The sequence below is a fragment of the Halomonas sp. H33-56 genome, assembly GCF_040147035.1.
Lineage (GTDB): Bacteria > Pseudomonadota > Gammaproteobacteria > Pseudomonadales > Halomonadaceae > Halomonas > Halomonas litopenaei.
This window is the reverse complement of record NZ_JAMSHP010000001.1, coordinates 2,002,737-2,024,510: the sequence shown is the minus strand read 5'-3', so window position 1 is coordinate 2,024,510 and position 21,774 is coordinate 2,002,737. Positions and strand designations below refer to the sequence as shown.

Here is a 21,774-nt window from a genome sequence, read left to right as displayed (position 1 = left end):
GGTACATCGTCGTTGACGACGTCGATGGTCAGGCTGGTCGAAGCCGTATCGAAGCCGTATCGCCATCGCTATCGGTGACGACAATGGCGAACTGATCCGCCAGGGCATCACTGCCGGTGCCCTGGCTGGTGTGGTCCTGGGTGCTGGTGCCATCCAGGGGTGTAGCTCCAGCTGTACTCGCCGTCAGAGACACTGAGACACTGACGCTCAGGGTGCCGTAGTCGCCTTCGACCGTGCCGCCGCCCGTCACGTTCTGGCCGTTGATCACCAGCGAGGCCAGGCTATCGCCACCGGTGGTGATCGGCAGACTGCCATTGGTGCTCTGGCTATCGTCGCCCGCCGCGCTGCCGCCCGGCAGTCCGGCTTCGCTGACGCTGAACTGACCACCTTCGGCATCGGGCGAATCGTCCGGCACGCTGACGGTGGGCGTGGAGTCCGCCGCCACGGTGACGGTGAACACCGCGTCGCTGGTGTCGCCATCGGCATCGCGAATGGTGTAGTCGATGACCGCATCGCCCTCGAAGCCTGCCGCCGGGGTGAAGGTCACCTCACCGGTGTCGCTGTCGAAGGACACGCTGCCCTGGCTCGGATCACGCAGGGTGGCGTCGGTGACACTGGCACCGTCCGCACCCTGGGTGTCGCTGGTACCGTCTGCATTGACCAGCACGTTGTAGGTGACCGCTGTGTCCTCGCCGGTCGTGGTGGCGTCATCCACGGCCACAGGGACATCGTCATTGACGTCGATGGTCAGGCTGGTCGAAGCCGTATCGCCATCGCTGTCGGTAACGACAATGGCGAACAGATCCGCCAGGTCGTCGCTGCCGGTGCCCTGGCTGGTGTGGTCCTGGGTGCTGCCGTCCAGGGTGTAGCTCCAGCTGTACTCCCCGTCAGAGACACTGACGCTCAGGGTGCCGTAGTCGCCTTCGACCGTGCCGCCGCCCGTCACGTTCTGGCCGTTGATCACCAGCGAGGCCAGGCTATCGCCCCCGGTGGTGATCGGCAGACTGCCATTGGTGCTCTGGCTGTCGTCGCCTGCCGCGCTACCGCCCGGCAGTCCGGCTTCGCTGACGCTGAACTGACCACCTTCGGCATCGGGCGAATCGTCCGGCACGCTGACGGTGGGCGTGGAGTCCGCCGCCACGGTGACGGTGAACACCGCGTCGCTGGTGTCGCCATCGGCATCGCGAATGGTGTAGTCGATGACCGCATCGCCCTCGAAGCCCGCCGCCGGGGTGAAGGTCACCTCACCGGTGTCGCTGTCGAAGGACACACTGCCCTGGCTCGGATTTCGCAGGGTGGCGTCGGTGACACTGGCACCGTCCGCGCCCTGGGTGTCGTTGGCCAGGACGTTGTAGGCGACAGACTGGTCTTCACCGGTCGTGGTGGAGTCATCATCTGCATCCGGCGCGGTATCCAGGATCTGGATGTCCAGGCTATTGCTGGCGATGTCACCTTCGTGGTCGGTGACCACGATCGCGAAGCTGTCGACGATGTTGTCGTCAGCCGCGTTGTGACTCGCCGCACCGCCGGTCTCGGTGTAGCTGTAGCTGAAGGTACCGCTGTCGGCATCGAAGCCGGTGATACTCAGGCTGCCCTGGCCCGCGTCATTGGGAATGGTCACCGGGGTGGTAAAGTCCGCCCCGACCAGCTCCACCCCCGCAATGGTGACGCTGGCAAGGCCGGCACTGCCGCCCACCGTGAAGCTGCCGGTGACGGTCTCGCCACTGGCTTCTGTCACGCTGTTGTCGGCACCACTGACGTCGGCATCGCTGTCCTCGACCGTCACGGTCGGCGCATCATCTTCCTGACCCTGGATGGTCAGCGTCAGGGTGGTGCTGCTGACGTCGTTGTCGCTATCGGTCAGGGTGTAGGTAAAGACCTCGGTGGCATTTTCGTCACCGTCCAGGCCCTGCACCGCCGGATTGGTGTTATCCAGCGCGTAGCTGTAGCTGCCGTCCGAGGCGATGGTCAGAGTGCCGTACTGACCCTCGATGACCAGATTGCCGTCGACCGTGCTGGCACTGTTGCCACTGGCGTTGTTACTGCTGACGGCGGTCACGGTGGTGGTATCGGCGCCCAGAGTATCAGCCGCATCACCGGCACTCGCTCCGCTGTCGGTACCGCCGATCACATTGCCGCCGACCGTAGCGGTCTCTTCGGTAATGCTGTTGGTGTCGGCCACCGCTTCCGGCGCATCATCGGCGATTGCGATGCTGAGACTGCCGTTGGCCGCACTGCCGTCATCGTCGGTGACCACCAGGTCCACCGTCTCGGTGAAGCCGGCATCCGTGGCGTCAGCCTGGCTGTCGTTGTCGACGCGGGTGTCCAGGGTGTAGCTATAGCTCACGGTGCCGCCGGCGGCCGGGTTGGCACTATCCGACGGTGTAAAGCCGGTCAGGCTAAGGCTGCCGTATTCGGTATCGACCACCACCGGGCTATCGGCGGACAGACCCTGCAGCTGGGCCAGGGTCAACGACTGGTTGCCCACCTGTACGCTGGCCACGCCATCAACGCTGGCGAACGTAAAGTTGCCAGGCTGGGTCAGAGCCGCAGCATCCGCCGCGGAGCCCTCTTCCAGATTCGCTTCGCTGACAGAAACGTCGCTGCCTTCGCTCGCCAGGCCAGAGAGGCTGACGCCGTCGTCGGTGCCGGTCACGGTGATGGTCAGCGTCGCCGGTGAGGTGTCCCCATCGGCGTCAGTCAGGGTGTAGGCAAAGGTCTCGGTGAGGGTTTCCTTGCCGCTGAGAGCCTGCACCCGCGGATCGTCGTTGTCGAGCTGGTAGGTGTAGCTGCCGTCGCTGTTGAGCGTCAGGGTGCCGTACTGGCCGGCGCCCGTCGGGGCGTCCAGTGCAACGCTGGCCGGATCGGCATCAGTGGTGTCGGCGCCGGTGGTGTCGTTGGACAGCACATTGCCGGTGACCGTGGCGGTCTCTTCGGTAATGGTGTCGCTGTCATTACTCGCGGACGGACTGTCGTCGGCAATGGCGATGCTGAGGCTGCCGTTGGCCGCACTGCCGTCATCGTCGGTGACCACCAGGCCCACCGTTTCGGTGAAGCCGGCATCCGTGGCGTCAGCCTGGCTGTCGTTGTCGACGCGGGTGTCCAGGCTGTAGCTGTAGCTCACGGTGCCGCCGGCGGCCGGGTTGGCACTATCTGCCGGTGTAAAGCCGGTCAGGCTAAGGCTGCCGTATTCGGTATCGACCACCACCGGGCTATCGGCGGTCAGACCCTGCAGCTGGGCCAGGGTCAACGACTGGTTGCCCACCTGTACGCTGGCCACGCCATCAACGCTGGCGAACGTAAAGTTGCCAGGCTGGGTCAGAGCCGCAGCATCCGCCGCGGAGCCCTCTTCCAGATTCGCTTCGCTGACAGAAACGTCGCTGCCTTCGCTCGCCAGGCCAGAGAGGCTGACGCCGTCGTCGGTGCCGGTCACGGTGATGGTCAGCGTCGCCGGTGAGGTGTCCCCATCGGCGTCAGTCAGGGTGTAGGCAAAGGTCTCGGTGAGGGTTTCCTTGCCGCTGAGTGCCTGCACTCGCGGATCGTCGTTGTCGAGCTGGTAGGTGTAGCTGCCGTCGCTGTTGAGCGTCAGCGTGCCGTAATGGCCGGCGCCTGTCGGCGCGTCCAGCGCCACGCTGGCCGAATCGGCATCGGTGGTGTCGGCGCCGGTGGTGTCGTTGCCCAGCACATTGCCGGAAACGGAAGCGGTCTCCTCGGCAATGGTGTCGCTGTCGTTACTCGCTGACGGGCTATCGTCGGCGATGGCGATGCTGAGGCTGCCGTTGGCCGCACTGCCGTCATCGTCGGTGACCACCAGGGCCACCGTCTCGGTGAAGCCGGCATCCGTGGCGTCAGCCTGGCTGTCATTGTCGACGCGGGTGTCCAGGGTGTAGCTGTAGCTCACGGTGCCGCCGGCGGCCGGGTTGGCACTATCTGCCGGTGTAAAGCCGGTCAGGCTAAGGCTGCCGTATTCGGTATCGACCACCACCGGGCTATCGGCGGACAGCCCCTGCAGCTGGGCCAGGGTCAACGACTGGTTGCCCACCTGCACGCTGGCCACGCCATCGGCGCTGGTAAAGGTGAAACTGCCAGGCTGGGTCAGTGCGCTGCTGTCGGCATCGCTGCCACCAGCAAGATTCGCTTCGCTGACCGAAACGTCGCTGCCTTCGCTCGCCAGACCCGAGAGGCTGACGCCGTCGTCGGTGCCGGTCACGGTGATGGTCAGCGTCGCCGGTGAGGTGTCCCCATCGGCGTCGGTCAGAGTGTAGGCAAAGGTCTCGGTGAGGGTTTCCTTGCCGCTGAGTGCCTGCACTCGCGGATCGTCGTTGTCGAGCTGGTAGGTGTAGCTGCCGTCGCTGTTGAGCGTCAGCGTGCCGTAATGGCCGGCGCCTGTCGGCGCGTCCAGCGCTACGCTGGCCGGATCGGCATCAGTGGTGTCGGCGCCGGTGGTGTCGTTGCCCAGCACATTGCCGGAAACAGAAGCGGTCTCCTCGGCAATAGTGTCGCTGTCGTTACTCGCGGACGGGCTATCGTCGGCGATCGCGATGCTGAGGCTGCCGTTGGCCGCACTGCCGTCATCGTCGGTGACCACCAGGGCCACCGTCTCGGTAAAGCCGGCATCCGTCGCGTCAGCCTGACTGTCGTTGTCGACGCGTGTGTCCAGCGTGTAGCTGTAGCTCACGGTGCCGCCGGCGGCCGGGTTGGCACTATCTGCCGGTGTAAAGCCAGTCAGGCTAAGGCTGCCGTATTCGGTATCGACCACCACCGGACTATCGGCGGACAACCCCTGCAGCTGGGCCAGGGTCAACGACTGGTTGCCCACCTGTACGCTGGCCACGCCATCAACGCTGGCGAACGTAAAGTTGCCAGGCTGGGTCAGAGCCGCAGCATCCGCCGCGGAGCCCTCTTCCAGATTCGCTTCGCTGACAGAAGCGTCGCTGCCTTCGCTCGCCAGGCCAGAGAGGCTGACGCCGTCGTCGGTGCCGGTCACGGTGATGGTCAGCGTCGCCGGTGAGGTGTCGCCATCGGCGTCGGTCAGGGTGTAGGCAAAGGTCTCAGTGAGTTGCTCTTCGCCGCTGAGCGCCTGGACCCGCGGATCGTCGTTGTCGAGCTGGTAGGTGTAGCTGCCGTCGCTGTTGAGCGTCAGCGTGCCGTAATGGCCGGCGCCTGTCGGCGCGTCCAGCGCTACGCTTGCCGGATCGGCATCAGTGGTGTCGGCGCCGGTGGTATCGTTGGACAGCACATTGCCGGAAACGGAAGCGGTCTCCTCGGCGATAGTGTCGCTGTCGTTACTCGCGGACGGGCTATCGTCGGCGATCGCGATGCTGAGGCTGCCGTTGGCCGCACTGCCGTCATCGTCGGTGACCACCAGGGCCACCGTCTCGGTAAAGCCGGCATCCGTCGCGTCAGCCTGACTGTCGTTGTCGACGCGTGTGTCCAGCGTGTAGCTGTAGCTCACGGTGCCGCCGGCGGCCGGGTTGGCACTATCCGACGGTGTAAAGCCAGTCAGGCTAAGGCTGCCGTATTCGGTATCGACCACCACCGGGCTATCGGCGGTCAGGCCCTGCAGCTGCGCCAGACTCAGCGTCTGGTTGCCCACCTGCACGCTGGCCACGCCATCAACGCTGGCGAACGTAAAGTTGCCAGGCTGGGTCAGAGCCGCAGCATCCGCCGCGGAGCCCTCTTCCAGATTCGCTTCGCTGACAGAAACGTCGCTGCCTTCGCTCGCCAGGCCAGAGAGGCTGACGCCGTCGTCGGTGCCGGTCACGGTGATGGTCAGCGTCGCCGGTGAGGTGTCGCCATCGGCGTCGGTCAGGGTGTAGGCAAAGGTCTCAGTGAGTTGCTCTTCGCCGCTGAGCGCCTGGACCCGCGGATCGTCGTTGTCGAGCTGGTAGGTGTAGCTGCCGTCGCTGTTGAGCGTCAGCGTGCCGTAATGGCCGGCGCCTGTCGGCGCGTCCAGCGCTACGCTTGCCGGATCGGCATCAGTGGTGTCGGCGCCGGTGGTATCGTTGGACAGCACATTGCCGGAAACGGAAGCGGTCTCCTCGGCGATAGTGTCGCTGTCGTTACTCGCGGACGGGCTATCGTCGGCGATCGCGATGCTGAGGCTGCCGTTGGCCGCACTGCCGTCATCGTCGGTGACCACCAGGGCCACCGTCTCGGTAAAGCCGGCATCCGTCGCGTCAGCCTGACTGTCGTTGTCGACGCGTGTGTCCAGCGTGTAGCTGTAGCTCACGGTGCCGCCGGCGGCCGGGTTGGCACTATCCGACGGTGTAAAGCCAGTCAGGCTAAGGCTGCCGTATTCGGTATCGACCACCACCGGGCTATCGGCGGTCAGGCCCTGCAGCTGCGCCAGACTCAGCGTCTGGTTGCCCACCTGCACGCTGGCCACGCCATCAACGCTTGCGAACGTAAAGTTGCCAGGCTGGGTCAGTGCGCTGCTGTCGGCATCGCTGCCGCCGGCGAGATTGGCTTCGCTCACCGCTACGTCGCTGCCTTCGCTCGCCAGCCCCGAGAGGCTGACACCGTCGTCGGTGCCGGTCACGGTGATGGTCAGCGTCGCCGGTGAGGTATCCCCATCGGCGTCAGTCAGGGTGTAGGCAAAGGTCTCGGTGAGGGTTTCCTTGCCGCTGAGTGCCTGCACCCGCGGATCGTCGTTGTCGAGCTGGTAGGTGTAGCTGCCGTCGCTGTTGAGCGTCAGGGTGCCGTACTGGCCGGCGCCCGTCGGGGCGCCCAGTGCAACGCTGGCCGGATCGGCATCAGTGGTGTCGGCGCCGGTGGTGTCGTTGGACAGCACATTGCCGGAAACGGAAGCGGTCTCCTCGGCGATAGTGTCGCTGTCGTTACTCGCGGACGGGCTATCGTCGGCGATCGCGATGCTGAGGCTGCCGTTGGCCGCACTGCCGTCATCGTCGGTGACCACCAGGGCCACCGTCTCGGTGAAGCCGGCATCCGTGGCGTCAGCCTGGCTGTCGTTGTCGACGCGGGTGTCCAGCGTGTAGCTATAGCTCACGGTGCCGCCGGCGGCCGGGTTGGCACTATCCGACGGTGTAAAGCCGGTCAGGCTAAGGCTGCCGTATTCGGTATCGACCACCACCGGGCTATCGGCGGACAGACCCTGCAGCTGGGCCAGGGTCAACGACTGGTTGCCCACCTGTACGCTGGCCACGCCATCAACGCTGGCGAACGTGAAGTTGCCAGGCTGGGTCAGTGCGCTGCTGTCGGCATCGCTGCCACCAGCAAGATTCGCTTCGCTGACCGATACATCACTGCCTTCGCTCGCCAGGCCCGAGAGGCTGACACCGTCGTCGGTGCCGGTCACGGTGATGGTCAGCGTCGCCGGTGAGGTGTCCCCATCAGCGTCGGTCAGGGTGTAAGCAAAGGTCTCGGTCAGGGTCTCCTTGCCGCTGAGTGCCTGCACCCGCGGATCGTCGTTGTCGAGCTGGTAGGTGTAGCTGCCGTCGCTGTTGAGCGTCAGCGTGCCGTACTGGCCGGCGCCTGTCGGCGCGTCCAGCGCTACGCTGGCCGGATCGGCATCGGTGGTGTCGGCGCCGGTGGTGTCGTTGCCCAGCACATTGCCGGAAACAGAAGCGGTCTCCTCGGCAATAGTGTTGCGGTCATCACGAGCCTTCGGCACATCGTCGTTGACGTCAATGGTCAGGCTGGTCGAAGCCGTATCGCCATCGCTATCGGTGACGACGATGGCGAACATATCCGCCAGATCGTCGCTGCCGGTGCCCTGGCTGGTGTGATCCTGGGTGCTGCCATCCAGGGTGTAGCTCCAGCTGTACTCACCGTTAGACACACTGACACTCAGGGTGCCGTAGTCGCCTTCGACCGTGCCGCCGCCCGTCACGTTCTGGCCGTTGATCACCAACGAGGCCAGGCTGTCGCCGCCGGTGGTGATCGGCAGACTACCGCCGGTGGACTGGCTGCCGTCGCCTGCCGCGCTACCGCCCGGCAATCCGGCTTCGCTGACGCTGAACTGACCACCCTCGGACTCGGGGGATTCGTCCGGCACGCTGACGGTCGGCGTGGAGTCCGCCGCCACCGTCACGGTGAACACCGCGTCGCTGGTGTCCCCATCGGCATCGGTGATGGTGTAGTCGATGACCGCATCGCCCTCGAAGCCTGCAGCCGGGGTGAAGGTCACCTCACCGGTGTCGCTGTCGAAGGACACGCTGCCCTGGCTCGGATCACGCAGGGTGGCGTCGCTGACACTGGCGCCGTCCACGCCCTGGGTGTCGTTCGCCAGTACGTTGTAGGTGACGGGGGTGTCTTCGCCGGTGTTGGCGGCGTCGTCCACGGCCACAGGCACATCGTCGTTGACGTCGATGGTCAGACTGGTCGAAGCCTCGTCGCCATCGCTGTCGGTAACGACGATGGAGAACTGATCCGCCAGGTCGTCGCTGCCGGTGCCCTGGCTAGTGTGGTCCTGGGTGCTGCCGTCCAGGGTGTAGCTCCAGCTGTACTCGCCGTCAGAGACACTGACACTCAGGGTGCCGTAGTCGCCTTCGACCGTGCCGCCGCCCGTCACGTTCTGGCCGTTGATCACCAACGAGGCCAGGCTGTCGCCACCGGTGGTGATCGGCAGACTGCCGCCGGTGGTCTGGCTACCGTCGCCCGCCGCGCTACCGCCCGCGAGGCCCGCCTCGCTAACGCTGAACTGACCACCTTCGGCATCGGGCGAATCGTCCGGCACGCTGACGGTCGGCGTGGAGTCCGCCGCCACCGTCACGGTGAACACCGCGTCGCTGGTGTCGCCATCGGCGTCGCGGATGGTGTAGTCGATTACCGCATCGCCCTCGAAGCCTGCCGCCGGGGTGAAGGTTACCTCACCGGTGTCGCTATCGAAGGACACGCTGCCCTGGCTCGGATTGCGCAGGGTGGCGTCGCTGACACTGGCACCGTCCACGCCCTGGGTGTCGTTCGCCAGCACGTTGTAGGTGACGGGGGTGTCTTCGCCGGTGTTGGCGGCGTCATCCACGGCCACAGGCACATCGTCGTTGACGTCGATGGTCAGACTAGTCGAGGCCTCGTCGCCATCGCTGTCGGTGACGACGATGGCGAACTGATCCGCCAGATCGTCGCTGCCGGTGCCCTGGCTGGTGTGATCCTGGGTGCTGCCGTCCAGGGTGTAGCTCCAGCTGTACTCGCCGTCAGAGACACTGACACTCAGGGTGCCGTAGTCGCCTTCGACCGTGCCGCCGCCCGTCACGTTCTGGCCGTTGATCACCAACGAGGCCAGGCTGTCGCCGCCGGTGGTGATCGGCAGACTACCGCCGGTGGACTGGCTGCCGTCGCCTGCCGCGCTACCGCCCGGCAATCCGGCTTCACTGACGCTGAACTGACCACCTTCGGCATCGGGGGATTCGTCCGGCACGCTGACGGTGGGCGTGGAGTCCGCCGCTACGGTGACGGTGAACACCGCGTCGCTGGTGTCGCCATCGGCATCGGTGATGGTGTAGTCGATGACCGCGTCGCCCTCGAAGCCGTCCGCCGGGGTGAAGGTCACCTCACCGGTGTTGCTGTCGAAGCTCACACTGCCCTGGCTCAGATTTCGCAAGCTCGCGGCGGTGACACTGGCACCATCAGCGCCCTGAACATCGCTGGTGCCGTCGGTATTGACCAGCACGTTGTAGGTGACCGCTGTGTCCTCGCCGGTCGTGGTGGCATCATCCACCGCCTCGGGCGCATCGTCGAGAATCGCGATATCCAGAGTGCCACTGGTGGTACTGCCATCGCTGTCGACAGCACTAATCTCGATGCTGTCGACCACGCCATCGTCGGTTGCGCCGTCGACGCTGTCGTTGTCGACGTTGTCGGTCAGATCGTAGGTGTAGGCAACGCTACCACCGGTGTCATCGCCGCTATAGCTTGTCAGCGTCAGGCTGCCCAGGGGCGTCTCGATGGTCAGCGGATTGCCGGACAGGCCATTGAGCCGATCCAAGCTGATCGGACCACTGCCGCCAACGGTAATGAACGACAGGCCATCGGGTGCGGATACACCAAAACTGCCACTCGCTGATGTCGCGGCGGTGCCTGATCCACTACCGCCAGGAAGTCCTGCCTCACTGACAGTCTGTTCGGCAGAGGAAAAGCCGATATCGGCGCTGCCTGCTGCTCCCGCAGGCCCATCGAGCCCCGTCAGGGTGACCGACTCGTCCTCATCGGCCGCGGTCCCGCCATCCTGCTCCTGAACGTCGTAGACCTCGCGCTGATAGCCGTACTCGAACGACAGCGGCGACACTTCCTCGACGATACGCAAAAGACGCACGAAATCGTGCCCGCCCTCGGCGCCGGCGCCCCCCGCGGAGCCAGCGGCAGGAGCTTCCAACGCCTCGAGCAGATCTCCTTCGCCCTCTTCGAGCAGCGCCAGGACCCTGGCGACCTCGGCGTCTTCTATCACCTCGTCATCGGCCGACCCTTGCTCGTTGATCGCCTCGCTAATCGCCACCTCGACTTCGCCACCGAGCTGCGCCAGGCGGGTGCCATCGGGTTGCACGAGGTTCACTCGAGCGCCGGTTTCGGTGATCACCACCTCGCCCTCAGTCAGGCGGTCGCCCTCGGCCAGGGGCCTCAGGTTGCCTTCAGCATCTCTGGCCCAGGCTTGGCCGGTAACTTGTACGACGATGGCGATGATCATAGGGGCGCGTCTCTCTTTTTTTGGATGACAGACCTAGGCCTTGTGAACAAAGGGATGACAAACCTAGTCCGGCAGCAACAAAACTGTGCTTATGCGCACATTACATGCATGGGGTATAGGTCAATACTGTACTAGAGGACAATGAACTACCTCTAATCCAATGGCCCAACTTTCCCATGCCTCTTCGCTACCCCTTTGATGCTTCACGTCAGTCCTTGTTGAGCCCTCCTCCAATACAGAGCCGCCTCCCCTGGCATTCCCTTGGCCCGCACCTCGGCGCTGCCCAGGGGCCAGATACGAAAACGGCGCGCCCTTTTGGGCGCGCCGTTTTCGTGGTCAAGAAACCCTGAGTCATATCATCAGGGCTAGCTAAAGCAGATTACCGTCCAGAACATCTCATCCGAGTATGAGGTCCGGGTACCAGGCCGCGGCTCGAGGTCGCCACGCCAGGTCATCGCATCAGGTCTGTCAGTCCTGGCGCATCTTCCAGCCCAGAGTTTCACCGGCACGCAGCGGTACCAGCGTCTTGCCTTCGCCAAACGGCAGTTCTGCCGGTACCTGCCACTCGACCTTGTCCAGGGTGATCGAGTCGCTGTTGCGCGGCAGGCCATAGAAGTCGGGACCGTGGTGACTGGCGAATCCCTCCAGCCGATCCAGCGCGCCGGCCTGTTCAAAGGCGGTGGCGTACAGCTCGATGGCCGTCAGCGCGGTATAGGCGCCGGCACAGCCACAGTCACTTTCCTTGTCGTGACGGGCATGGGGCGCGCTGTCGGTGCCGAGGAAGAAGCTCTTGTCGCCCGAGGTCGCCGCCTCGATCAGCGCCTCCCGATGACGCTCGCGCTTGAGGATCGGCAGGCAGTAGTAGTGCGGGCGAATCCCGCCCACCAGCATGTGGTTGCGGTTGTAGAGCAGGTGATGAGCGGTGATGGTTGCGCCGATATTCGACGGCGACTCGGCCACGAAGCGCGCCGCGTCGGCGGTGGTAATATGCTCAAACACCACCTTGAGATCAGGATGACGGGACAGCAGCGGCTTCATGACCCGCTCGATGAACACCGCCTCGCGATCGAAGATGTCGATCTCGTGATCGGTCACCTCGCCATGCACCAGCAACGGCATCCCCAGCCGTGCCATGGTGGCTACCGCTTCCTCGCAGTGACGCAGATCGGTCACGCCTGAGTCGGAATTGGTGGTGGCCCCGGCCGGATACAGCTTGACCGCCTGCACCTTGCCGCTGCCCCAGGCCGTCTCGATGTCTTCCGAAGTGGTGCGATCGGTAAGATAGAGGGTCATCAGCGGTTCGAACTGGCTTTCCGCAGGCAAGGCAGCCAAGATGCGTTGGCGGTAGTCCAGTGCCTGGTCCAGATTGGTCACCGGCGGCTTGAGGTTCGGCATGATGATCGCACGGCCCATCTGGCGGGCGGTATCGGCCACCACGGAGGCCAGAGCGACGCCGTCGCGCAGGTGGAGGTGCCAGTCGTCGGGCCGGGTCAAGGTAATCGCAGTCACTTGTTATCCTGTCGTCGAGTGATCCATGGTCGGGCGCAGTATACCGTAAAGGGCAAGGTTTCATGGCCCAAACGGGGTGAGATTTCGCGTATCATTCGAGGGACATGCGCCCGGATCTGATCCGCACCGTCGAGGAGTCGCGGCACGTTACCATCGATGTCCGGGGCGATACGTTGTCAAGGCGCCGTCAACGAGCCGACTAGTCCCAGGGCCTCTGGCCGCGCGCAGACTTATTACAGAAACATCCTAGCGAGAGTTACATGCCCAAGGTTCGTCACTACGCCGACCTCGTCGCCACCCTGGCAGGCCTGATGTGGCTGATGCTTTACTGGTCGATTAGCGTGTCGCTGCATATCGGCAGCGCCGAGCCGGCCCTGGCCGCCCTGCTGCTGCTCGGCAGCATGATCCTGGTGAGCTTCGTTCACCGCCCGGTTCGGGTGATGCTGGGCCGCTACCACGTCCGCAAGCGGCGCACGGAGATGTGGATGCACATCCTGGCGCTGCCGCTGAACCTGGCATTTCTGCTGGCCATCGGCATCGACCATCTGATTACACCGATGAGCGGCGCCCAGAAGATGCTGCTGTTCAATGTACTGGCGACGGCAAGCTGGCTGGTGTTCCTGGTGACGCTGCTGATCAAGCTGCTGGCACGCGCCCTGGCCGATCGCCGCGGGTCATCCGGCGCCGAGCCTGCTCTTTCGACCAATAGCTCGACCAATAGCGCGAACGCTACCTTGAACGATACCTCGAACGACGGTAACTCAGCCTCCGGCCTTCACCGTCGTGACGCCGACGAGGCCTGATAAAGGCCTCAGATCATGACGGGGCCGATGTCTGGTCACCGACTGGCCCCAGCCTGACCAGCCCCGCCGCCGCCGCCGACAACGGCGCTTGCACGCAGTTTGCCCGCCGCTTCCCCACCTCTTTCGCCCTCGCTGACTGCCACGCCAGACCGCCCCTTGCACAGGCGGCACGGCCCCGGACTGCCGGCATGGGCAGGCGCTAACGCACTTCCGGCATGGACCGGCGCCAGCGCGGGATCAGAAGCGGTCCACCCTGAACGGCGCCATATCGATGTCCGGCTGCTCGCCATCGATGACCTGCGACAGCAGCTTGCCGGTCACCGGGCCCAGGGTGAAGCCCTGATGACCGTGGCCACAGGCCAGCCACAAGCCTGACTGCCCGGGTACGCCACCGATCACCGGCTTCATGTCCGGGGTACAGGGTCTGGCGCCTTTCCACGGCGTGGGCTCGAGACGCTGCCCCAGCGGAAACAGCTTGCGTGCCTGCTGCTCCGCTGCCTCCAGCTGTTCCAGGTGGGCCGGCGCATCAAAACGCTCGAGCTCGGCTCCCGTGGTCAGGCGAATCCCGCTGCTCATGGGCGCCAGCAGATAGCCTACCTCGGCGTCCATCACCCAGTGGGTCAGTCTGGCGTTATTCGACTGACCATAGTGCATATGGTAGCCACGCTTGACGAACAGCGGGATCGACAGCCCCAGGGCCTTCATCCAGTCCTGTGACCAGGGACCCAACGCCATCACCAGCCCATCTGCCTCCAGGCTGTCGCCCGAAGTATCGATGCGCCAGGTATCGCCCTGCCGGCGCACATCGGTGACGTCCGCCTGGATGATCTCACCGCCATCATCGGAAAATGACTTGGCGTAGGCGGCCACCAGATCACCCGGACTTGCCACCGTCCAGGGATCGAGCCAGTGGATCGCCCCGGCAAGTCCGGGCTCCAGATCCGGCTCAAGGCGCGCCAGCGCCTCGCTGTCGAGGTAGTCGAAGCGGATGCCGAAGCGCTTGGCATCCAACTCGGCCTGGGCCGCTCGCTCGCCCAGCGCCTTGCTGCTCCGATAGACCTCGAGCCAGCCCTGGCGACGTACCAGCGCGTCGGCACCGGAAGCCTCGATCATCGCCGAGTGGGCCTCCAGGCAGCCGCCTATCAGCGAGGCGTACTCCGGCACGATCTGTTCGTAACGGGCGGGCGCCGAGTTCTGCCAGTACTTGAGCAGCGTCCCGGCGCTTGCGAACATCGCGCCCGGACGATAGCGGATGTCGATCTGACGATTGGGTACCACCCGCAACAAGGTCGCCAGATCGCGCGGGAAGGCATAGGGACGCACCGCCTCGCGCTGGATGATGCCGGCGTTGCCGTAGGAGGTCTCGCGACCGGGCTCACGGCGGTCGACAAGTGTGACCTGGTGGCCACGGCGCCTCAGATGCCACGCCACCGACACACCGACCATGCCGGCTCCCACTACCACCATCTTGCGCGACATCATTTCCTCCTTGTCCTATAACGCCTGCTAACGTCTGATGACGTGTGATTACCTGGACATGCCGCCCCTCGCCAGTAAAACCATGGCGACCACGGCGTCATATGCAGAAAAACTTATTGTAGCGTCAAGACTTTCGCTACACACCCTCGGCGCGATTCTGTTCGACGATGCGGGTGCGCACGAAGTCCGAGTGGCTGACGTGCAACAGCTCCGCCAGGGCGCGGATACGGTGTTCCTCCAGGGCATCCTTCTCGCCGTCGGCAAACGCCAGCGCCCACATCTGCTGTACCAGCGCGACCCGATCCTGGTAGCCGGTGCGGTCACGCAACTCACGCACGAAGCGGTGATGATCCACCGCACCCTCGGCCTCTTCCCGAGCCAGTGTCATCAGCTCGTCCAGCGCTTCGTCCTCGAGTTCGAACTGTTCCTTGAGCTGGCTGCGCATCAGATGGATCTCGCTGTCATCCAGGCGGTAGTCCGCACGCATCACCTCGCACAGCAGCACCGCCGTGGCCAGTGACAGGTCCACCCTGGACGACGCATCCTCTTGCTGCGCCACATCATTGATCCAACGCTTCAGGGACGCCATCATCGTCATCGTGTTTTCCTCGTTGTTGCGCCTTCCAAGAGTTGCGCCTTCCAGGAGGCTCATGAACCGCCCGTGACGGCGCCCCCTGCTTCGCCCTCGACATTCATGGGCTCATTCGGAATACCACCATGCCTCATCCGCTGCTGATCGTCTCCCTCGCCGCTCTGATCGGTGCCGTCATCGCCGGCGTCGGCGCGTACAAGGTCCGCGACGTCAACCGCTGGCCGACCGCCGAGGCCACCGTGACCCACGCCGAGGTCCGGCTGGCGGAAGCCCAGCGCCACCAGCGCGAGCGAGACGATCAGCAAAGGCGTTACCTGGCAGTGCTGCGCTTCGAAGCCACCATCGACGGTCGGCGTATTCAATCCGACAACGCGGGCTTCGATGGCGTTCCCTCCTTCACCCGACAGGAAGACGCCGATGCCTACATCGCCGACTATCCCGTAGGCAGCGTCGTGCGTGTGCGCTACTCACCGCGCAAGCCTGAGCTGATGCATGTGGGCAACGCCTCGCTGCCCTGGGGCCGCATCGGCCTGGCGGGTTTCCTGCTGGTGGCAAGCCTCGGCGCCTTTGCCCTGTTCTCGTTCAAGACTTGAATCACGCCTCACGCCCACTCGCTGTCGCCAGCCCCGCACATCCTGGCGTTGAAACATGGATGTGTAATGCAGACTACAATCGTCCCGACAGCCTGATATCGCCCCCTCCTGGATTGATGGAAGCCACGATGACGTCCGCAGATTCATGCTCTACACCGAAGGGCGAGGCCCGCCGCCAGCGGCTGCTGGCCGCCGCCCGCGAGGTATTCCTGGACAAGGGCTACGCCGGCGCCAGCGTCAATGACATCGTCGCCCGCGCGGGCGGCTCGCTAAGCACCCTCTACAAGCTGTTCGGCAACAAGGAGGGGCTGTTCACCGCGGCCCTGGAAGCCCAGGCGTCCAGTGTCTGGTGTCGACTGGGACAGGCCGGCGAGCGTCCGCCGCAAGAGGTGCTGGAGGAGCTTGCCCGAGACCTGATCGACCTGGCGCTGCCAAACGCCAACATCCGCCTGATTCGTGGCATCGCCGCCGAGGCCGAGCGTGCCCCGGAGCTGGGAGCACTGTTTCTCGATCACGGCCCGGATCGTACCCGCCGTGAACTGGCCGACTACCTGCGCGACCAGCATGCCCGCGGCAAGCTGGTGGTAAAGGACCCGCGCACCTCGGCCGGCTTGTTTACCGGCATGGTGCTCGGGGAATGGATGCTCGATTCGCTGGTCGGGCGCCCACCCTCGCTGACACTGGAGGCGAGAGACCACCGCGCACGCTACGCGACCGAGCTTTTTCTGGCGGGGCATGCACCGACTTGAAGATAGGGCTGACACCTCGCCCCACCCCGCTTCGGGCACCTCTTCTAGCGGGCTCCCTACAAGAAAACCGGCTTAGATGTCAGGCCCGTAGTCACCCTCATTGAAGATGCGCCACTCCTCGGCGCGACGCCGCTCCAATCCTGGCATCACCTCGCCGCCAGCGTACTTCCAGGCAAGCCACGCCTGTTCAAGCGTCGCGTAGGGGGTCACCGTACGCGAATCACACAGCATGGCTACCAGTGAAGAGTTCGAAAATGCCGCCAGTCCTATATTGAAGGCCAGCAACACCAGGGCATCGAACTGGTGCTGACGAAGACCTCGCGCGCCCACCCAGGGACGACAGGCCTCGAGGCGATCGAGCACCCCAAGCTCCACGTGCTGCAGGTCCTGGCGCAACAGTGACTCCGCCCACTGCTTGTCGATGCCATTGGCAAACCACGGCCACTGCTGCCGAATGATCAGATGCCCCACCCCGATCGTCGCCCCCTTCTGCCAGTGGTGGATGGGCGCTCCGCTCAGGTCGAGATAGGGCATCAGCCGGCAGCCCTCGGCGTTGATCAACCATCGTCGCCCTCTCGGGCTCAGCCGACCGGGCGGAGGACTGACCTCCGCGTCGATCGCATCGTAGAGCGAAACCGGTCTCGGCCCTGTACGTCTTGTCCCGCTGTCTGCGGGATTCTCCTCGGGGTCATCCTTCCCGCCCACTTGTGTTGCCATGCCACCCTCCCTGCCAATTGACGCGAGCTCTGCATGAAAGGTCGACATTCCTGAGCCCGCTCGTGCAGCACCCGCCGCTCCACTCCATGGAACAACGCTTTTAGAGTGTCAGCCTGCTGACGGCAAAACCCCGACTCAGGACAACAGAAACCGAGTCGTTCGGCGGTCACAGACGAAAGTGCTCGACCCAGTCAACCTTAATGGGTCGAGCTTGAGGCGAGGGATTTGGCGGGCTGGACTTGCGGGCGGGTCTTTCGGGCGGGTCTTGCAGACAGGCCTGCGGGTCAGGCTTTCGCGCTGAGCTTGCAGGCTGTGCTTGTGGACCGAGCGTGCAGGCCGGGCTTGCACGGCGAACGTGAAGGCCCGACCAGGGCTGGCCGGGCCAGGGCTGGCCGGACCATGGGTATCACTGCGGACAGCTATCGGAAGCGGCCTGGCCCTCGGCCCAGCGCCCCCAGCGATACAGAAACAGCGCGTAGGCCTTGAGGGTGTGCTGGATAGAGGCAATCTCGACCCGCTCATCGATGCCATGGATGCGTTCGGCCACGGGCCCGTAGCAGGTCCCGGCGATGCCGTGTCGATTGAGCGCTCGCAGATCCGTGGTGCAGGTCAACGCCACCGAGGGCAGCTCCTCACCGGTCAGCGCACGATGACAATCGGCCAGCAGGGCGACCCCGGGGCTGTCGGTGTCGACGTGGTGGCCCTCGGAGCGGAAGCCGTGAAACTCGACGTCCAGCCCGGAGATACCCGGGCCCAGCGAGGCGCTCGCCGCCTCGACACAGCGCCGCACCTTTTCCATGATGTCTTCCACCCGAACTTCGGGCGCGAAGCCGATACGCCCCTCCAGGGTCGCCCGGGACGGCACGCTGGACGCCCAGTTGCCCCCTTCGATCTTGCCGATATTCAGGTTGAACGGGTGCTCGATCTCGTCATAGGGCGGCTCGCGCCCGGCGTTCAGTTCCGCCTCCAGTGCCTTGAGCGGCGCCACCACCAACTGGATCGCCTCGATGGCGTTGGCCCCGGCGGCGGTATCCAGCACATGTGCCGGCACCCCATCCAGCGACACCTTGAACCACAGGGTGCCGATCTGGGCCGTGGTCAGGGTCGCCCCGAAAGGCTCGGGAATCAGCGCAAAGTCGCCGCGGCCGTCACGGGCCAGGCAGGCCAGCGCGCCATGGCCGGTGCATTCTTCCTCGATCACCGTCTGCAGCGTCAGCGGAAAATCGATGTCGAGCCCTGCCCGCTTCATCGCCGCCACCGCCGTCACCATGGCGGCGATGCCAGCCTTCATGTCGCCAGCGCCGCGCCCGTAAAGCCAGCCGTCCTCCTGCCAGGCTTCCCAGGGCGGACGAGACCACATCGACAGCGGCTCCGCCGGCACCACGTCCAGGTGGCCGTTGAAGATCAGATGCGGCCTGGACGAGGTGCCGTTGATCACCGAGATCAGGTTGTGTCGGTCGACGCCCCTGGCCACCGGTGCCTGCTCGGCATCTGCGCCTTTCTCGGGCAGTGGTACGCGCTCGACAGGCAGCCCCATGTCCAGCAGATGGCTTTCCATCACCTCAAGTACCCCGGCCTCCGCCCCCAGTACGCTGTACTCGCGCACCAGAGCGCTGGTCAGGGCAAGGGTCTCCGGCATCAGTTCGTCGCAGGCATCGAGCAGCCGCCGTTCGTTGGCGTCCAGGGCATCGGTGGATAGTTGTGGTGTCGTCATTGACGGCAAATCCCGCATGTTAAATGTGTTTTACGCGTACTAGTTATGCACCTTCGAGCACCTGCAGCACAAGCCCACCGCACCCGATACAGGCTCTAGCCGCGGCCCTGGGCCCACCGTTCGACCAGGACTTACGTCGCTATTTGAGTCGCAATTTGAATCGGTATTTGAGTCACTGCTGGAGTCGCTAGTTCGACCACGACGTCACTCCCGACGTCGCCCAGTCGTTCAGCCACGCGCCACCCCGGCGTGATCGGCCAACCGCTCGATCACCGAGTCCCTGGCCACGCCAATATGGTAGTCCACCTCGTCCCGGCAGCGCTGAGGATCACCGCTCTTCAGTGCCTCCAGCAGCCGCCAGTGGGAAGCGGCGATGCTTTCGGGGGTCTCGTGGGTACGGGTGATCAGGGTGATGCACAGCCGCAGCTCGAAGCTCAGGTCGTCGAAGGCACGTGCCAGCCGGGCGTTGTCGGCCAGCTCGAACACCAGGCGATGAAAGGCCAGGTCCTCCTCGATCTTGAGCCCCTCGTCATCACCGGCGGCGACCTCGCACAGACGACTGATCTGCCGATGCAGACGCTGCTCGATAGCCGCGTCGAAGCGCGTCATCACACGCTCGAAGGCGTGGCGTTCCAGACCGATGCGCAGATCGAAGACATCGCTCAGCTCGGCCACATCCAGGGTACGCACGAAGAACCCGCGCCGCGGTCGCGATACCAGCAGGCCACGGCTCTCCATCAGCCTGGCGGCCTCGCGTACCGGGGCCCGGCTGATGCCGAGCTCCGCCGCCAGCCCCGCCTCCGACAACCGCTCGCCCGGTGCGAAGCGCGAGGCCAGGATCGCCTCGGTCAAGTAGTCGACCACCTGGTCCACCAGGTTGCGCTGAACCACGAAGGGCGCGGCTGAGGGGTCCCGAGGATTGGCCATGCTCGACTCCCGTAGTTGGCCTGAAGGGTCATACCCCAGTATGACCGCATCCTGCGTCGAACAACAGTCGATTGCCGACTGTCGACAGTTTGTGCCGAGGCTGCTAGGTTCTAAAGGGCTTACGGAAATCCCCAACAACAACAGTCCCGGAGCTGGCCTCAGCGACGCGAAAGCCCGGCAACAGCGCACTGGCGGCGCTTTCTGCCCCTGGCTTCACGCACCTCTGGCAACACCTCCGGGCCACCAAGGTGCCCTGATATGACCTCGAACTCCCGCCACCCCCACTTCGCCGCTCTGCCATCTTGCTCGCCGCTGTCCCCCTCGCCCCGGGCAAGCTCGACTCAGGCACGCGCCTCTCGCTTCAACACTTCCCTGCTGACGCTGGGGCTCGCCGCCCTGCTACCGCTGGCGGCCACCCCGGCGCTGGCCCAGGACGACGGCCAGGACGCCCAGCAAGAGGCCACCCAGGAACCCCAGCGGGGCGGTGTCATCGACACCATCATCCAACCGGAGCCGCCGGGCCTGGTGCTGGGCATGATCCAGAACGCCCCCACCCGCACGGTGGCCGGCAACATCTACGAGGGCCTGCTGCGCTACTCCACCGACATGGAGCCGATGCCGCAACTGGCCAAGAGCTGGGAGATCAGCGAAGACGGCCTGACCTACACCTTCCACCTTCAGGAAAACGCCAAGTGGCATGACGGCGAGGCCTTCACCGCCGAAGACGTGGTGTTCTCCGCCGACGTCTTCCACCGCGACTTGAATCCCAGCGCCCGTGCGGTGCTCGAGCACGTCGAGAGCATCGAGGCGACCGACGACCACACCGTGGTGTTCACCCTGAAAAAGCCCTTCGGCCCCTTCCTGATCTCGTTTGAGGCCGGCACCTTCACCATGGTGCCCGAGCACATCTACGCCGGCACCGACTTCCGCAACAACGAGGCCAACAACCACCCCATCGGCACCGGTCCCTTCCAGTTCGACAGCTGGGACCGCGGCACCGTCATCAAGCTGACCCGCTTCGATGACTACTACGAGGAAGGCCTGCCCTACCTCGATGGCATCAACTGGCACGTTATCCCGGACGGCGCCTCCCGCGCGGTGGCCTACGAGAACGGTACCGTCGACGTGCTGCCCTACGGCACCGTGGAGAACTTCGACGTCCCCCGGCTGACCGCCATGGACAACACCTGCGTGACCGAGAAGGGCCACGAGTACTTCAGCCCCTTCGCCATGCTGTGGATGAACAATCGTGAAGGACCGACCGCCGACAAGCGCTTCCGCCAGGCGGTGATGTACGCCATGGACCGCGAGTTCGCCCGGGACGTGCTGTGGAACGGCATGGGCCAGGTACCGGCAGGACCGTTTGGCTCCAACGCCAAGTTCAATGACCCGGACCTCGAGGGCTACAGCTACGACCCGGACAAGGCCGAGGAACTGCTCGACGAGATGGGTTACGACGGCGAGGAGGTCACTCTGCTGCCGCTGCCCTACGGCGAGACCTGGAATCGCTGGGCCGAGGCGGTACAGCAGAACCTCAAGGAGGTGGGCATCAACGTGCGCACCGAGGCCACCGACGTGGGCGGCTGGAACCAGCGCCTTGGCGAGCGTGACTTCGACCTGGCCTTCACCTACCTGTACCAGTACGGCGACCCGGCGCTCGGTATCTCGCGGACCTACCTGTCCACCAACACCGAGAAGGGCTCGCCCTGGAACAACGTCGAGGGCTACCAGAACCCCGAGGTGGATGAACTGTTCAACGCCGCCGCCACCGCCTATCCGGACAGCGAGCGTGAGCGTCTCTACCACGAGGTGCAGCAGATCCTGCTCGAGGACGCACCGCTCGGCTGGCTGCTGGAGCTCGGCTTCCCGACCATCTACCGCTGCAACGTCAACAATCTGGTGACCTCGGCGGTGGGCGTCAACGACGGCTTCAAGGACGCCTGGATCGCCGACTGAGCCAAAAAAGGCGATACGGCGCGGCCCGCCACGGGCCGCGCCAGCCCTGATTTCGCTGCTGCCATCACCACAGGCTTACTGCCCGGGACCTCA

General features: G+C 64.8%; 11 protein-coding genes. 4 read left to right on the top strand and 7 right to left on the bottom strand.

All coding sequences use genetic code 11. The annotated features are described in order from the left end of the window. Positions 1–28 precede the first annotated feature (28 nt). Entirely contained in the window at positions 29–10,642 is a 10,614-nt protein-coding gene (locus NFH98_RS08725; RefSeq protein ID WP_349622551.1) for a cadherin-like domain-containing protein, read from the bottom strand. Between the two features lie 468 nt (positions 10,643–11,110). Continuing rightward, on the bottom strand, positions 11,111–12,151 hold the full coding sequence (pyrC, locus tag NFH98_RS08720) for a dihydroorotase (RefSeq protein WP_045993004.1): 1,041 nt from the start codon (positions 12,149–12,151) through the stop codon (positions 11,111–11,113). 260 nt (positions 12,152–12,411) lie between these two features. Between pyrC and NFH98_RS08715 the strand changes: the two genes are divergently transcribed. After that, a complete protein-coding gene (locus tag NFH98_RS08715; protein ID WP_349622550.1) occupies positions 12,412–12,954 on the top strand; it encodes a hypothetical protein in 543 nt (180 codons plus the stop codon). Positions 12,955–13,191: 237 nt separating this feature from the next. On the opposite strand, the gene NFH98_RS08710 is transcribed toward NFH98_RS08715, so the two are convergent. Then, positions 13,192–14,433, bottom strand: coding sequence for an NAD(P)/FAD-dependent oxidoreductase (locus NFH98_RS08710; protein ID WP_349622549.1), 1,242 nt, complete (start codon positions 14,431–14,433; stop codon positions 13,192–13,194). 136 nt (positions 14,434–14,569) lie between these two features. Beyond that, positions 14,570–15,031: a tellurite resistance TerB family protein gene (locus NFH98_RS08705; RefSeq protein ID WP_261395632.1), complete on the bottom strand. Its 462-nt coding sequence runs from the start codon at positions 15,029–15,031 to the stop codon at positions 14,570–14,572. A 119-nt stretch (positions 15,032–15,150) separates the two neighbouring features. On the opposite strand from NFH98_RS08705, the gene NFH98_RS08700 reads away from it, so the two are divergent. Continuing rightward, positions 15,151–15,618, top strand: coding sequence for a DUF3592 domain-containing protein (locus tag NFH98_RS08700; RefSeq protein WP_349622548.1), 468 nt, complete (start codon positions 15,151–15,153; stop codon positions 15,616–15,618). 128 nt (positions 15,619–15,746) lie between these two features. Beyond that, positions 15,747–16,367: a TetR/AcrR family transcriptional regulator gene (locus NFH98_RS08695; protein ID WP_045993008.1), complete on the top strand. Its 621-nt coding sequence runs from the start codon at positions 15,747–15,749 to the stop codon at positions 16,365–16,367. A gap of 72 nt (positions 16,368–16,439) precedes the next feature. On the opposite strand, the gene NFH98_RS08690 is transcribed toward NFH98_RS08695, so the two are convergent. The 3 genes from NFH98_RS08690 to NFH98_RS08680 form a co-directional block, all read right to left on the bottom strand. Beyond that, positions 16,440–17,084, bottom strand: a complete 645-nt coding sequence (locus NFH98_RS08690) for a lysozyme (protein ID WP_349622547.1) — start codon at positions 17,082–17,084, stop codon at positions 16,440–16,442. A 406-nt stretch (positions 17,085–17,490) separates the two neighbouring features. Next, positions 17,491–18,798 (bottom strand): ArgE/DapE family deacylase, encoded by a 1,308-nt coding sequence (locus tag NFH98_RS08685; RefSeq protein WP_349622546.1) that lies wholly within the window; start codon positions 18,796–18,798, stop codon positions 17,491–17,493. 228 nt (positions 18,799–19,026) lie between these two features. Further along, positions 19,027–19,725, bottom strand: coding sequence for a GntR family transcriptional regulator (locus NFH98_RS08680; protein ID WP_045993010.1), 699 nt, complete (start codon positions 19,723–19,725; stop codon positions 19,027–19,029). Positions 19,726–19,983: 258 nt separating this feature from the next. Here NFH98_RS08680 and NFH98_RS08675 point away from each other — a divergent pair, with 258 nt between their 5' ends. Continuing rightward, positions 19,984–21,681: an ABC transporter substrate-binding protein gene (locus NFH98_RS08675; protein ID WP_083970426.1), complete on the top strand. Its 1,698-nt coding sequence runs from the start codon at positions 19,984–19,986 to the stop codon at positions 21,679–21,681. Positions 21,682–21,774 lie beyond the last annotated feature (93 nt).

Excerpts from the sequence above, each read along its gene's own strand:
- NFH98_RS08725 (WP_349622551.1), bottom strand. The coding sequence starts at position 10,642 with ATGATCATCGCCATCGTCGTACAAGTTACCGGCCAAGCCTGGGCCAGA.
- NFH98_RS08715 (WP_349622550.1), top strand. The coding sequence starts at position 12,412 with ATGCCCAAGGTTCGTCACTACGCCGACCTCGTCGCCACCCTGGCAGGC.
- NFH98_RS08710 (WP_349622549.1), bottom strand. The coding sequence starts at position 14,433 with ATGTCGCGCAAGATGGTGGTAGTGGGAGCCGGCATGGTCGGTGTGTCG.
- NFH98_RS08705 (WP_261395632.1), bottom strand. The coding sequence starts at position 15,031 with ATGACGATGATGGCGTCCCTGAAGCGTTGGATCAATGATGTGGCGCAG.
- NFH98_RS08700 (WP_349622548.1), top strand. The coding sequence starts at position 15,151 with ATGCCTCATCCGCTGCTGATCGTCTCCCTCGCCGCTCTGATCGGTGCC.
- NFH98_RS08695 (WP_045993008.1), top strand. The coding sequence starts at position 15,747 with ATGACGTCCGCAGATTCATGCTCTACACCGAAGGGCGAGGCCCGCCGC.
- NFH98_RS08690 (WP_349622547.1), bottom strand. The coding sequence starts at position 17,084 with ATGGCAACACAAGTGGGCGGGAAGGATGACCCCGAGGAGAATCCCGCA.
- NFH98_RS08685 (WP_349622546.1), bottom strand. The coding sequence starts at position 18,798 with ATGACGACACCACAACTATCCACCGATGCCCTGGACGCCAACGAACGG.
- NFH98_RS08680 (WP_045993010.1), bottom strand. The coding sequence starts at position 19,725 with ATGGCCAATCCTCGGGACCCCTCAGCCGCGCCCTTCGTGGTTCAGCGC.
- NFH98_RS08675 (WP_083970426.1), top strand. The coding sequence starts at position 19,984 with ATGACCTCGAACTCCCGCCACCCCCACTTCGCCGCTCTGCCATCTTGC.